This window comes from Allobosea sp. Leaf344 (assembly GCF_001426225.1).
Lineage (GTDB): Bacteria > Pseudomonadota > Alphaproteobacteria > Rhizobiales > Beijerinckiaceae > Allobosea.
On record NZ_LMRT01000001.1, the window covers coordinates 242424 to 255680 of the forward strand.

Below are 13257 nucleotides of genomic sequence, written 5' to 3' on the forward strand. Positions count from 1 at the left end.
ATCATGCGGGTTTCCGCGCGGCCTTTCGCGCAACGTCATCGTTTCGACGTGTTGGCACGTCATCAGCGACGCTCAGCTCGCCGGACGCGACAGCGTCCGGAGCAGAAATCCGTCCCGCGCCGCGCCCTCGGCACCATGCCTTAACCGGAATGGTGCAGGATGGGACGATCCTGCAGCGGCGGGACAGTGAGGAACCGAGGGTCACGGGTGCAGATCTATCTCCCGATCGCTGAGCTCCCGATCGGTGTCCTGACCGTGCTCGGGCTGAGCGGCGCGGTCGGTTTCATCTCCGGGCTGTTCGGCGTGGGCGGCGGCTTCCTACTCACCCCGCTCCTGATCTTCCTCGACATTCCCCCGGCGGTCGCCGTGGCGACCGTGGCGGCGCAGGTCGCCGGCTCCTCCACCACCGGGGTGCTGACCTATTGGCGCCGCCGCGCGCTCGACTTCAAGCTCGGCGGCATCCTGGTGGGCGGTGGCATACTGGGCACGGTGCTCGGGGTGCTGTTCTTCAATTTGATGCGGCGGCTGGGCCAGCTCGAACTGGTCATCACCCTGTCCTATGTCACGCTGTTCACGATCATCGGCGGGCTGATGCTGTATGATGCGCTGCGGGCCATGATGCGGGTGCGGGCCGGCAAGCCGGCGCGGCTCAAGCGCCTGGCCGGCAGCCATCCCTGGTGGATGGGGCTGCCGCTGCGCATGCGCTTCCACCAGTCCAAGCTCTATTCCAGCGTGATCCCGATCGCGCTGCTGGCGGTGATCATCGGGTTCATCGGCGCCGTGCTGGGAGTGGGCGGCGGCTTCATCCTGGTGCCGGCGCTGATCTATTTCTTCCGCGTGCCGCCCTCGGTGGTGATCGGCACCTCGCTGTTCCAGATCCTGGTCACCATGACCGGCGCCACCATCCTGCATGCGGTGACGAACCAATCGGTCGACCTCATCCTCGCCGTGCTGCTGCTGGTCGGCGGGGTCGTGGGGGCGCAGTTCGGCGCCCGTGCCGCGCGCAACCTGAACGTCGAATCCTTCCGGCTGATGCTGGCCCTGCTGATCCTCTCCGTGGGCATGCGCTTCGTCGTCGAGCTGGTGGTGACGCCGAGCGAACCCTTCTCGGTGGTGATGCCGGAGAGCGCGCGATGAGGCGCCTGCTCGCCCTGCTCGCTCTGGCTGCCGGGCTGGCCGCGCCGGCCGCTGGGCCGCGCGCCGAGACGCTGATCGCGGCGATGTCGAGCCACCAGATCCAGATCACCTCGAATTATACCGGCGACCAGCTCACCGTCTTCGGGCTGGTGGAGCGCGATGGCCGCACCGCCGCGCGGGGCGATCCCTACGACATCGTCATCACGGTGCGCGGGCCGCGGCGCATGCTGATCGTGCGCGAGAAGGAGGAGATGGGGCCGATCTGGCTGAACCGGACGCAGCGCCGTTTCCCCGACCATCCGGTCTTCCTGTCGGTCTCCAGCAACCGGCCGCTCGGCGAGATCGTCAGCGAGGAGGCGGCGCGGCGCGAGCGCATCGGCCTCGCCAATGCCGAGCGCAAGGCCGATTACGGCCTCGACTTCGACCTGACGACCACGCATTTCCGCGAGGGGCTGCTGCGGATCATGGAGGATAAGGGGCTGTTCCGGGAGGAGCCGCGCGGCGTCACCTTCCTCTCCAACACCCTGTTCAGCGCGCCGATCACAGTGCCGGCGACGGCGCCGACCGGCTCCTACGACATCGACATCGTGCTCTATGCCGGCGGCGTGCCGCTCGCCCGGCAATCCACCAATTTCGAGGTGGTGAAATCCGGCGTCGAGCAAAGGCTGGCCTGGGGCGCCCATGAATGGCCGTTCTTCTACGGGCTGGCGACGGCGCTGCTGGCGCTGTTCTTCGGCTGGCTCGCCAGCGTTATCTTCCGGCGCGACTGAGCCCGGCGGGCCCGCCGGCGACCCGCGCCTCAGGCGAGCAGCGCCTCATAGGGGTAGAAGGCCGCCATCGTGCCCTGGGCGATCTCGGTCGCGGCGTCCGGCAATTCCACCAGCCCGTCGGTGCGGGTCAGCGAGGTCAGCACGCCGGCGCCGTCCTGCGGATGCCGGCTCGCCTCGGGGATCCCGTCCGGGCCGGGCGCCAGCGACACCCGGACATATTCGCGGCGGCCCGCCTTCTTGCGATAGCGGAAGCCGAGCCTCACCGGCAGGGAGGGCGGCAGCCGGTAGGCGCAGCCGCCGAGCCGCGCGATCAGCGGCCGCGCGACGAAGGCGAAGGTGACGAAGACCGCGACGGGGTTTCCGGGCAGGCCGACGAAGGGCTTGCCCGCGACCAGCCCCATCGCCACCGGGCGGCCGGGCTTGATGCCGATGCGCCAGAAATCGAGCGTGCCGGCCTGCTCCACCGCCGCCTTGACATGGTCCTCCTCGCCGGTGGAGACGCCGCCGGAGGTGAGGATGAGATCGCAATGGCCGGCCGCCTGCTTCAGGCTCTCCGCCAGGCTGGCGCGATCGTCACGCAGGATGCCGAGATCGACCACCGCCCCCCCGGCGCGCGTCACCATGGCGCGCAGCAGGCTGCGATTCGCATCGTAGATCGCCGCCGGGCCGAGCGGCCGGCCGGGCTCGGTCAGCTCATTGCCGGTGGAGAAGATGGCGATGCGCGGCCGGCGCCGGACCACCAGCTCGGTTTCGCCGAGCGCCGCCAGCAAGGCGATGTCCTGCGGGCGCAGGCGCTGGCCGCTGGGCACGGCGAGATCGCCCCGCGCGATATCCTCGCCCGCGGGCCTCGCATTGGCGCCCCGGGCGAGCCCGCTCGGCAGCACCACCGTTTCGCCCTCGAGGACGACGTCCTCCTGCATGAACACGGTATCGGCGCCTTGCGGCATCGGCGCGCCGGTGAAGACGCGGATCGCGTTGCCTCGGGTGGCGAGCCCCGCCGCATCGGCACCGGCGGGCACGCGGCCGGCGAGCGGAAGCCTCGTCTCGCCGGAGGCGGAGAGATCGCCGAAGCGCACGGCATAGCCGTCGACGGCCGAATTGGCGAAGGGTGGCAGGTCGAGCGCCGCGACGACATCCCCCGCCAGGACACGCCCATCCGCGTCCGCGAGCGGCAGGGTCTGCACCTCCGGCACGGGCACGACCAGCGCGAAGGCGCGTTCCGCCGCCTGTTCCACGCTCATCAGCGCCCCGAAGGCCGCCTCGTCCGCACTCAGCTGTGCCATGGGTTCAGCCTGCCTGCTTCTGCCGGGCCAGCACGGTTGCCAAAGGCTCCGCCGCCTGCAGCGCAATATCGGCGATGCCGAGGATATCGTCGAGATCCACGACCGGCCGCGCCGCCTCCGGAAAGGCGATGTCGCTGGCGATGGCGACGATCGCCGGATCCCGCGGATGCAGGGCCGGCTTGCCGTTGCCATGGCGATAGACCTCGATCTTGGGGTGCGGCTCGCGCTTGAAACCCTCGATGATCACGAGATCGACGGGCGAGAGCCGCGTCAGCAAGGCGTAGAGCGAGGCCTCGCTCTCGTCGCGCAATTCATGCATCAGGGCCCAGCGCCGCTCCGAGGAGATCAGCACCTCGCGCGCCCCGGCCTCGCGATGCGCGTAGGAATCCTTGCCCGGCATGTCGAGATCGAAGGCATGGTGGGCGTGCTTCAGCGTCGAGACCGACAGGCCGCGGCGGCCGAGCTCGGGAATCAGCCGGGTCAGCAGCGTCGTCTTGCCGGCCCCGCTCCAGCCCGCCAGTCCAATCACACGCATCGACGACGTCCTTGCAACGAAAAACCGGGCGCGAGCGCCCGGTTGTCTTGGTTCAATCGGGCCGCGGCGGTCAAGCCACTGCGCCGTGCTCGGCCGCCTATTCGGCCGGCTGCAGCGCCGGATCCTTGTGGACGCCGCCCTTGCGCATCTCTTCCTCGACCCAGAGCGAATGGTGCTCGCGGGCCCAGTTCAGATCGACCTCCCCGGAGCCCATCGCATCGAAGGCGCCCTCCATGCCGAGCGAGCCGATGTAGATATGGGCCAGGATGATCGCGACCATCAGCACCGAGACGATGCCGTGGACGGAGTTCCAGAACTGCAGGTTCAGGACGCCGCCGGCATAGGCCGGGAACAGCAGGTAGAAGCCGGAGAGGGAGAGGGCCGCGCCGCCGATGACGACCGACCAGAAGATGACCTTCTGACCGGCATTGAAGCGCCTGGCCGCCGGATGGCCCTTGCCGATCAGGCCGCCGCCCTGGGCGAACCATTGCAGGTCGGCGCCGCTCGGGATGTTGTCCTTGATCCAGATGAGGAAGGTCAGGGCGATGCCGACCATGAACGGCCAGGCCAGATAGTTATGCGACCATTTGGCGATGATCGAGATGTCGGTGAAGGCGGCCGGGCCGATCAGCGGCAGCAGCACGGCCTTGCCGAAGGTGACGTTGAGCCCCGACAGCGCCAGGATGATGAAGCAGCTCGCCGTCAGCCAATGGGTGAAGCGCTCGAAGCCGTTGAACCGCGTGATCGTGCGGCCCGAGGGCCCGGCCTCGATCCTGATCCGGCCGCGGATCAGGTAGAAGGCGGTGAGCAGCAGCAGGGTGCCGAGCACGGCGATGGCGGCGATGCGGAACATCGTACCCTGGTGGAAGGCGCGCCATTCGCGGCCGGCCGGGCGTTCCAGAGTGGCCGCCTTGCCGTCGGGAATGGTGATGCGGCCCTGCAGCTCGGCATCCTTGTTGCCCTTCAGCGCGTCGAGGAACTGCTGTTCCTTCACGGCGCTGGCGGTCGGATTGATCTGCTGGGCCGAGCTCGGAGTGGCGAAGCCGGCGGCAAGGGCCAGCATGAGGCCGAGGGCCAGGAAACGAAGTTGAGCGCCGAGACGCATGAGCGAAATCCTCTCGCGAGATGAACCGGACACCTGCTCCGGGGGGGCGGACGCGCCCGGCCGGTTCCGGCCGTGACGCGCCCTCTCCCCAAGCCTCAGATGGCGATCGTTTCCTTGTAGGCGGTCTGCCAACCCCAGGCGCCCGAGCCGTAGCCGCGCTTCACCACCCGCTCCTTGTAGATCTGGGCGATGATCTCGCCATCGCCGGCGAGCAGCGATTTGGTCGAGCACATTTCGGCGCAGAGCGGCAGCTTGCCTTCGGCCAAGCGGTTCGAGCCGTATTTCTGGAACTCGGCCGGCGAGAGATCGGCTTCCGGACCACCGGCGCAATAGGTGCACTTGTCCATCTTGCCGCGCGAACCGAAGTTGCCGACCTTGGGATATTGCGGCGCGCCGAAGGGGCAGGCGTAGAAGCAATAGCCGCAGCCGATGCAGAGGTCCTTGCTGTGCAGCACCACGGCGTCCGCCGTGGTGTAGAAGCAGTCGACCGGGCAGACCGCGGCGCAGGGCGCATCGGTGCAGTGCATGCAGGCCATCGAGACCGACCGCTCGCCGGGCTTGCCGTCATTGATGGTGACGACGCGGCGGCGGTTGATGCCCCAGGGCACCTCGTTCTCGTTCTTGCAGGCGGTGACGCAGGCGTTGCACTCGATGCAGCGATCGGCGTCGCAGAGGAATTTTACACGGGCCATGTTTCAGTTCCTCTTCACGCCGCTGCGATCTGGCAAAGCGTGACCTTGCCTTCATGCATGGCGGTCACGGGGTCGTAGCCATAGGTGGTGATGACGTTGACGGATTCGCCCAGCACGATCGGGTCGGTCCCTTTCGGGTAGTTCCCGCGCTGATCCTGGCCCTGGTAGAAGCCGCCGAAGTGGAAGGGCATGAAGGCCACGCCCGCCCCGACACGCTCGGTGACCAGCGCCTTGACGCGGGCCTTCGCGTTGTTCTCCGGGCCGGACACCCAGACGAAGGCGCCGTCCTTGATGCCGCGCGCCGCCGCATCCGCCGGATTGATCTCGACGAACATGTCCTGCTGCAGCTCGGCCAGCCATTTGTTCGACCGGGTCTCCTCGCCGCCGCCCTCATACTCGACCAGGCGGCCGGAGGTGAGGACGATCGGGAAGGATTTGGCGATGCCCTTCTCCACGGCCGCCTTCTGCACGGAGGTGTGGAGGTTGGGGATGCGCAGGGTGCGCTCGTCCGGACGCGCCGGCCATTTCGCGACCAGATCGACGCGCGGCGAGTAGATCGGCTCGCGATGGACCGGCACCGGATCGGGCAGGTTCCAGGCGTTGGCGCGGGCCTTGCCGTTGCCATAGGGCACGCAGCCATGCTCGAGCGCGACGCGCTGGATGCCGCCGGAGAGATCGGTCGTCCAGCTGACGCCGTCGATGGCGTTGCCGCCGATCGCGGTGATGGTCGCGAGTTCCGCCGGGGTGAGATCCTTGTCCCAGCCGAGCTTCTTCAGCACGCCCATGGTGAACTCGGGATAGCCGTCCTTGATCTCCGAATTCAGCGAGTAGGAGCCGTTCTCGGCCAGCAGCGTGTCGTTGACCTTGCTGCCGTCCGGGAGCGTCCGCTCGCGGGTCAGGCCGAAGCGGGGGCGGAAGGTGCCGCCGCCGTTACGGGCCTCGAGCGAGGTGTTGTAGAGGATGTGGGTGCCGGGATGCTTGAACTCCGGCGTGCCCCAGCACGGCCAGGGCAGGCCGTAGAAGTCGTTCTCCACGGGCGAGCCCTTGGCGCCGCGCAGCGAGACCATGTCGAACTTGTCCTGATGCTGCATGTGCAGCTTCAGGCGCTCCGGCGACTGGCCGGTATAGCCGGTGGACCAGCCGCCCTTGTTGATCTCGCGCAGGATCGATTCGGCGGAGGGCTCCATGCCGAACTTGCCCTGGACCATCTCGTAGTTCTTGAACATCGCCTCGGCGAAGCCGAGCTTCTGGGCGAATTTATACATCACCCAATAGTCGTTGGCGGCCTCGAAGATCGGCTCGACGACCTTGTCGCCCCATTGCACCGAGCGGTTCGAGCAGGTGCGCGAGCCCGAGCATTCGAACTGCGTGCCGATCGGCAGGAGATAGGTGCCGTTCTTGCGCCCGCCGAGCGAGACGAAATTGGTCGGATGCGGGTCGGCGACGACCAGCAGCTCGAGCTTCTCCAGCCCCTTCACGGCATCGGGCATGCGCGGGATGGTGTTGCCGCCATGGCCCATGACGAACATGGCCTTGAGGTTGTCCCTCTGGTCGACCTGTTCGGCCGGCATGTTGGCGGCGTCGAACCAGCGGGTCGAGGTGTGGCCCGAGGTCTCCATATTGGCCTTGCGGGTGCGGGCCGGACGGCCGCCCTTGGCCGGAACCTCGTCGAAGCGCGAGACGAAATAATCGTAAGGCACGTCCCAGACGCGGGCCCAATGGCGCCAGGCGCCTTCGACCAGCCCGTAATAGCAGGGCAGGTTCGAGATATCCAAGCCGAAGTCGGTCGCGCCCTGCACGTTGCAGTGGCCGCGGAAGATGTTGGCGCCATTGCCCATGCCGCCGACATTGCCGGTGGCGAGCAGGAGGTTGCAGATGGCGCGGACATTGGCGGTGCCCACCGAGTGCTGGGTGACGCCCATGCACCAGATGAAGGTGGCCGGCTTGACCTTGGCGAAGGTCTCGGCGACGCGCTTCATCTGCGCCTCGGGCACGCCGGTGATGTCCTCGACGGTCTTGGGGTCGTATTTCTCGACCTCCTTGCGGACGTCATCCATGCCGTGGACGCGGGCGGCGATGAAGTTCTTGTCCTCCCAGCCATTCTTGAAGATGTGCCACATCATGCCCCAGATCACGGCGATGTCGGTGCCGGAGCGGAAGCGGACATAGTCGGTGGCATGGGCCGCGGTGCGGGTCAGGCGCGGGTCGAAGACGATGACGTTGGCGCGCTGGACCTCCTTGCCCTCGAGGATGTGCTGCATCGCGACCGGGTGCGCCTCGGCGGCGTTGGAGCCCATGAAGAGCACGGTCTTGGCGTTGCGGATGTCGTTATAGGAGTTCGTCATCGCGCCGTAGCCCCAGGTGTTCGCGACACCTGCGACCGTGGTGGAGTGGCAGATGCGCGCCTGGTGGTCGACGTTGTTCGTGCCCCAGAAGGCGGCGAACTTGCGGAAGAGATAGGCGCCCTCGTTGGAGAACTTGGCCGAGCCGAGGAGATAGACGGAATCCGCGCCGGACTTGTTGCGGATCTCCAGCATCTTGTCGCCGATCTCGTTGATCGCGACGTCCCAGCTGATGCGCTGCCACTGGCCGTCGACCAGCTTCATCGGATATTTGATGCGGCGGTCGCCATGGACCAGCTCGCGCACCGAAGCGCCCTTGGCGCAATGGCTGCCGCGGTTGATCGGGCTCTCCCAGGCCGGCTCCTGGCCGACCCAGACGCCGTTGGCGACCTCGGCCTTGACCGTGCAGCCGACCGAGCAATGGGTGCAGATGTTCTTGACGATCTTGGTGCCGGTCGCGGGGCCCAGGCCGGCGGCCTCGGCCTTGCGGACCGAGCCGATCTGCAGGGCGCCGGCAGCGGCGACGCCGCCCGCGACGAGGCCGGAGCGGCGCAGGAAGGTGCGGCGATCCATCACCCCGGAGGAGAGGCCGGCCATGGCGGCCTGGAGCTTGCCGCGCTGAACATCGGCCGATTTGCGCTTGATGAGCATGGTTTCGACCCTCTCAGTACCGGTTGACCCGATAGAAATTCTTGACGTGATCGCTCTCGCGATAGCGCCCCTTGGTCTCTTCCTTGCCCGGATCGACGGCGGCGGCCGGCGTCACGACGGCGGGAGAAGCGGCCACGGCGGCGCCGGCGCCGAGGGCCTTGAAGAAGCTGCGGCGATCGAAGGCCGCCTTCCTGGTTTCTTGCGACATCGTCGTCTCCTTCGCGTCGGGCATCACGGTGTGTTTGGTCATGACGGCAGCCTCGCGGCCTCCGTCTCGATGGACAGGAACAGGCTGCCGATGCGGCCGACGGCCTTGTAGAATCGGGCGGCTTTCGCGATTTCGAGATCGGCGAAGAGGCGCTCCGCCCAGGGCTCGATATGGCGGGCGAAGAAGCCGGCCTCGTCGACCCCTGCGCCGGCGAACTCGCCGCGGATGAGGTTCGCCATGATGTCCATCAGGATGGCGATATGGTCCTCCGGCTCGCCGGCGCGCTCGGCGCGGGCGATGCCGAGCCGGCCCATATCCTCGCGCACCGAGGCGAGCGGGCGCTCATGCAGGAAGCCGGTCTGGTAATAGGAGCCGTAGGGGAGGATCTCGCCGCGGCCGACGCCGATGAAGAGCTCGAAGAACTCGTCGCGGATCGCCTCCGGCGTCGTCTGGGCGGCGATATCGGCGAGGGCGAGATGCGCCAGGCCGAGCGGCGAGCCGTCACCCTGCAGCGTCTGCAGGAACTCCAGGGTCTCGGCCGTGGGCGCGCGCCACATCAGCGCCCCGATCAGCTCGTATTCGCGGGCCCGCGCTTCGTCGATCTCGTCGAGCGGGGCGCTCTGCAACTCGTTCATGTATCGGGGTTCCGGGGCCTGCGCCTCGCAGGGATAGAGATCGGGGCGGAGCTCGGAACGGGACACCCCCGTCGAGGCCTCGACAGCCAGGACACGGGCCGCGGGCACGCGCTTCCAGCCCGAGATGGCCGGCTGCGAGACGCCCAGCGTTCGCGCCAGAGCGCGGACCCCGCCCATGACATCGATAGCTCTGTCCAGAGCCGCATCGCGCATCGAAGCTTTCGTTCCCCAAGACAAGCCGGCGGTTCGCCGCCGCTGTTGATTGTTTAGAGCCGTGATAATGAGCGCTTATCGCCTAAAATTACAACTGTTCCAAACACCGGCTACAGGGGTATCGCGCCCCCTCCCCGCTTGCGCAGCCTCGGCTTCGGGATATCCGCATCGGGATTTTGTTGCGCTGCAGCAAAGGCGCCCTGCTCAACCGGCCGCGTTTTCGCCTCAATGAGCTGCGTTTCATCCTGAAGATCGCGCTCCAGCCCGGCGCTTTCAAGCGATTCTGACGTTGCGTCGTGCTGCGTTGCAGCAGAGGCTGCGGCATTTTCGTCAGCCGACGAAAGTTCATGTGCCAGAGTGTCGCAGCTTTGATCCTGATCAATGACGGTCGGCTCGGGCGGGGCGTCGCCGAAGACCTTGCGGACCATGGCGGCGACATCGTCCGATTCCGTCAGGGGGCCATAGCCCGGCGCGCCGCCCGGCGTGTTCCAGTCGAGCGCGTAGTCGCGCGCCGGATCGAGATAGTCGCGGATCGCCGGATCGCCTTCCCAGGCCCGGCGCAGAGCCGCGAGCTTCCAGCTCTCCGGGACATTCTGCTTCAGCCAATGCGCGACGTCGAAATCCTTGTCGACGAGGTCGAGCGAAGGCGGCTCGACCATCTCCGGCGCCGCCGCTTCCTCTCCGGCCGGTGCGGCGGGCAGTTGCGGCGCCGCTTCGGGCGGCGGGACCGGGGCCTTCTCCGGCTCGGCGAGTTCGCGCTTGCGCCGCGACCAGCGCGCCAGGAACCCGCCCTCATCCTCGGTGCGGGCGCTCACGAGCCCCTCCCCCCGCGCAGCCCGGGCGGTCCCGAGCGGGGGCCGCCACCCTTGCGCGGGTCGAACTCGGCCCGCTGGCGCTTGACGAAAGCGCGCTCGACATGATGCGCCTCGAAGAAGGCCAGGACCTGCAGGGCGATCGGTTCCGGCATCGGCACGGCCTCGACGAGGTCGTCGACATTCTCCGAATAGACCTCGCCCTCGAAGGGATCGGCGGTGACGCCGACGATCTCGAGCTCCGGCTCGATGCCGGTGGGGCGGATCGCGACCCAGAGCTTGGCCCGGCCGGCCTGGAAATTCTCGCGGAAATGCGCCGTATCGACGGAGTGCAGGGTCAGCACCGCAGGGCCGAGATAGACGCTGCGACGCTCGGGGGTCTCGGCCAGCACGGTCCAGGGCGCCAAGGGCGGCGGCTCCGGCAGCACGGCGAGCGGCGCCCAGGCATGGTCGGCCCAGGGCGAATCGATGCGGCGGCGTTCGGCGACGATGCCGACCTCGATGTGCTGCTGCGTCATCGCGGCCTCCTCAATGCGTCGGACCGGGCGCCGCCAGAGGCAGGCCGGTCACCAGGTTCTGCGGCTTGATCCGCAGCAGCTTGTCCGGCGTCATCGCCATGATCAGGTAGATCGGCGCGCCTGCGGCAGCGGCCAGCACGGGCACCTGCGGCGGCAGCGTCATCCGGTAGAGCGCGATCACCCGCGACAGCGGCTCCTCGCCGGGCGCCTCCCCCTGCCAGAGCGCGTTGCCGATCGCGGTCGCCTCCGCATCGAGCCCGACGAACCAGCGCCAATTCGCGTCCTTCACCGTCTCGACCGGCTCGATCGCGACGTCGAACCCATGGATCGCCTTGACCCAGACCGCCAGCGCCTGCCCCAGCGCGGCCCGGCCTGAGGGCGTGCCGCCGAGGTCCAGCACCATGTCGAACCCGTCGGAGCGCTGCCAGTACTGGTCGGCATTGGCGGGTTTGAGGATGTCCAGCGAGGTGACGGCGGGCCCGCCCAGCATCGCCAGCAGCGGTGAGGCATGGCGGTCCGCCTCATGCCCCTCGATGATCTCGGCATCGGCCAGCAGCAGGGTCCCCTCATGGAGGCTGACCCGCTGCGGCCGGAACAGGCATTCCGCGGCGCGGACGACGAAGGGATCCTCGACCTCGTCGAGCGCGCCGCGCAGGATGACATGGACGAGCTGGTCGAGGAACAGCGGCGGGATCGTGCCGGCGCCCTCGCGGATGATGCGGGCATAGGCGCCCTCCAGCGTCGGCTCCGCCAGCAGGCGCTCGCGCCAACCGAGCAGGAACTGCCAGTTCTCCCGCGCATCGGGATCGGCCAAAGCCGCGATCTCGGCCGGCGCGACCGGGGCCTGCGGCTGGTCCATCAGCCGCGCATGCAGAGCGCGCTCGGCCGCGCAGGCGTCTTCGGGCGGCAGCACCTCCGGCCGCGCCAGATAGGCCTTGAGGAAATCATCGCCGACCACGAGCCCGCCGCCGGGACGGCGGTCGAGCAGGAGATGGCCGGATGTCGCCCAGAAATGCGTCATGGTCTGGCGGTCTTCCCAAGCGAAAGGAGATCGACCTCCTCCGAGACGGCGTCGTCTTCACCGTCCACGGCGAGGAATTCGAAGGCGCGGAAGCCCTGCGTGTCATGGGCGGGCCGCTTGCTCAGCGTGCGGAACCGCTCCCGGATCTCGCCCTCCTCGACCGTGCGATGGAGCGCGAGCAGCGTCTGGTCGGGATGGTCGCAGAGCGAGGCAGCGAAGCCGATCTCCTCCTGCGCGGCACGGCGCGCCGTCGCGAGATCGGGGGCGCCGAGCCGCTCGACGAATTGCCCCGCCAGCTGCTCGATGGCCGCGTCGCGCTCGGCCTCGGTCGCGTCGGTGACGATGGCGAGCGTCGACCAGCCGAAGCTGCCGATGCCGAGAAAGCCGGAGCGGAACGCGGCGCGCCCCTTGGGATCGAGCCCGTCGAGCCCGGCCGGATCGAACAGGAAGGAGCCCGTCACCAGCCACTCCCCCGGTTCCGCCGCCTGGCGGAAGACGAAACCATCGGAGGGGTCGAGCCTGATCGCCCTGGGCAGCCTGAGCGCCGTCACAGCTTCGGCCCGCCGCTCTCGCGATCCAGCCAGTCGACGCGCGCCAGCGCATCGACGAAGTTGCGGCGCTCGGTGCCGGCCTGGGTCGTCAGGAGGAGATCGCCATTGGGCTCGATGCCATGGCGCGTGCCGGTCACCTTCTCGATCCGGTCGAGCCAGCGCCGCACGATCGCCTTGGGGCCCTCGCTCTGCCAATGGGTCACGCCCAGCATCAGATGCCGCGCGAAGGCCTCGATCAGATCGACCGCATCGACCTCCTCGAAGCCCTCCTCCGCCATGCCGACGCCGATATGCCCGATTTCGAAGGGGGTCATGGTGCTGGCGCGGATCATGCCGCCGAACACCAGCCAGTCCGGCACCTCGCTTTCGTCGCAGCAAGCGGGCCAGGCCAGGCGGCCGCCGCCGATCAGGCCGAGATCGTAGATCAGCGCATCAGGCCAGCGGAACAGGATCGGCCGCTCGGGCGGGCAATGCACGGCCAGCGCATCGGCCAGCGCGTTCATGGCGAGATAATGCGCGAGCCGCGCCTCGGTGAGCGGGCTATCCGGCTCCAGGATCACGGCGAATTCGACAGTGTCGAAACGCCGCACCCAGACCAGCGTCGCGGCCCCGGCTTCGGCCGCGATGGCGCAGGCATGCGCGAAGGCGTCGCCGGATTCGCGCAGCGTCACCAGCGAAAACCCCGGCGGCAGCACGGGTTCGCGGCGCAGATCATCGGCGGTGGCAGCGCTGCGCGCCATGGTCGGAGCATCCTCCCCGGCCGCGCCGGATGGCGGCCTTGCTT

14 protein-coding genes are annotated in these 13257 nt (G+C 68.3%); 2 read left to right on the top strand and 12 right to left on the bottom strand.

Annotated features, from left to right (window positions below; translation table 11 throughout):
• Positions 1-207: 207 nt before the first annotated feature.
• Complete coding sequence (locus ASG72_RS01120; RefSeq protein WP_056707780.1) at positions 208-1137, top strand: sulfite exporter TauE/SafE family protein; 930 nt, start codon at positions 208-210, stop codon at positions 1135-1137.
• Positions 1134-1907 carry a TIGR02186 family protein gene (locus ASG72_RS01125; protein ID WP_056707783.1) on the top strand — a complete coding sequence of 258 codons (774 nt, stop codon included), beginning with the start codon at positions 1134-1136 and terminating at the stop codon, positions 1905-1907. Before ASG72_RS01120 ends, ASG72_RS01125 begins: the two co-directional genes overlap by 4 nt.
• Positions 1908-1936: 29 nt before the next feature.
• Here ASG72_RS01125 and glp read toward each other — a convergent pair whose 3' ends face one another.
• From glp to ASG72_RS01185, 12 genes are all read right to left on the bottom strand, one after another.
• Complete coding sequence (glp, locus tag ASG72_RS01130) at positions 1937-3190, bottom strand: gephyrin-like molybdotransferase Glp (protein ID WP_056707786.1); 1254 nt, start codon at positions 3188-3190, stop codon at positions 1937-1939.
• A 4-nt stretch (positions 3191-3194) separates the two neighbouring features.
• On the bottom strand, positions 3195-3725 hold the full coding sequence (gene mobB, locus ASG72_RS01135; RefSeq protein WP_056707789.1) for a molybdopterin-guanine dinucleotide biosynthesis protein B: 531 nt from the start codon (positions 3723-3725) through the stop codon (positions 3195-3197).
• A gap of 97 nt (positions 3726-3822) precedes the next feature.
• Positions 3823-4830: a formate dehydrogenase subunit gamma gene (locus ASG72_RS01140; protein ID WP_056707792.1), complete on the bottom strand. Its 1008-nt coding sequence runs from the start codon at positions 4828-4830 to the stop codon at positions 3823-3825.
• A gap of 95 nt (positions 4831-4925) precedes the next feature.
• Positions 4926-5522: a formate dehydrogenase FDH3 subunit beta gene (gene fdh3B / locus ASG72_RS01145; RefSeq protein WP_056707793.1), complete on the bottom strand. Its 597-nt coding sequence runs from the start codon at positions 5520-5522 to the stop codon at positions 4926-4928.
• Positions 5523-5536: 14 nt separating this feature from the next.
• Positions 5537-8515 (bottom strand): formate dehydrogenase subunit alpha, encoded by a 2979-nt coding sequence (locus ASG72_RS01150; RefSeq protein ID WP_056707796.1) that lies wholly within the window; start codon positions 8513-8515, stop codon positions 5537-5539.
• Between the two features lie 13 nt (positions 8516-8528).
• Positions 8529-8723: a hypothetical protein gene (locus ASG72_RS01155; RefSeq protein ID WP_056709848.1), complete on the bottom strand. Its 195-nt coding sequence runs from the start codon at positions 8721-8723 to the stop codon at positions 8529-8531.
• A 38-nt stretch (positions 8724-8761) separates the two neighbouring features.
• Positions 8762-9571 carry a Cro/CI family transcriptional regulator gene (locus ASG72_RS01160; RefSeq protein ID WP_056707801.1) on the bottom strand — a complete coding sequence of 270 codons (810 nt, stop codon included), beginning with the start codon at positions 9569-9571 and terminating at the stop codon, positions 8762-8764.
• Between the two features lie 110 nt (positions 9572-9681).
• A complete protein-coding gene (locus ASG72_RS01165; protein WP_056707804.1) occupies positions 9682-10386 on the bottom strand; it encodes a DUF3306 domain-containing protein in 705 nt (234 codons plus the stop codon).
• Positions 10383-10901: a DUF3305 domain-containing protein gene (locus ASG72_RS01170; RefSeq protein WP_056707807.1), complete on the bottom strand. Its 519-nt coding sequence runs from the start codon at positions 10899-10901 to the stop codon at positions 10383-10385. The genes ASG72_RS01165 and ASG72_RS01170 overlap by 4 nt, the downstream gene beginning before the upstream one ends.
• Before the next feature lie 10 nt (positions 10902-10911).
• Positions 10912-11922, bottom strand: a complete 1011-nt coding sequence (locus ASG72_RS01175) for a DUF6352 family protein (protein ID WP_056707810.1) — start codon at positions 11920-11922, stop codon at positions 10912-10914.
• Positions 11919-12473 carry a DUF6505 family protein gene (locus ASG72_RS01180; protein WP_056707813.1) on the bottom strand — a complete coding sequence of 185 codons (555 nt, stop codon included), beginning with the start codon at positions 12471-12473 and terminating at the stop codon, positions 11919-11921. The genes ASG72_RS01175 and ASG72_RS01180 overlap by 4 nt, the downstream gene beginning before the upstream one ends.
• Positions 12470-13213, bottom strand: a complete 744-nt coding sequence (locus ASG72_RS01185; protein ID WP_056707817.1) for a biotin/lipoate--protein ligase family protein — start codon at positions 13211-13213, stop codon at positions 12470-12472. Before ASG72_RS01185 ends, ASG72_RS01180 begins: the two co-directional genes overlap by 4 nt.
• Between the last annotated feature and the right edge of the window lie 44 nt (positions 13214-13257).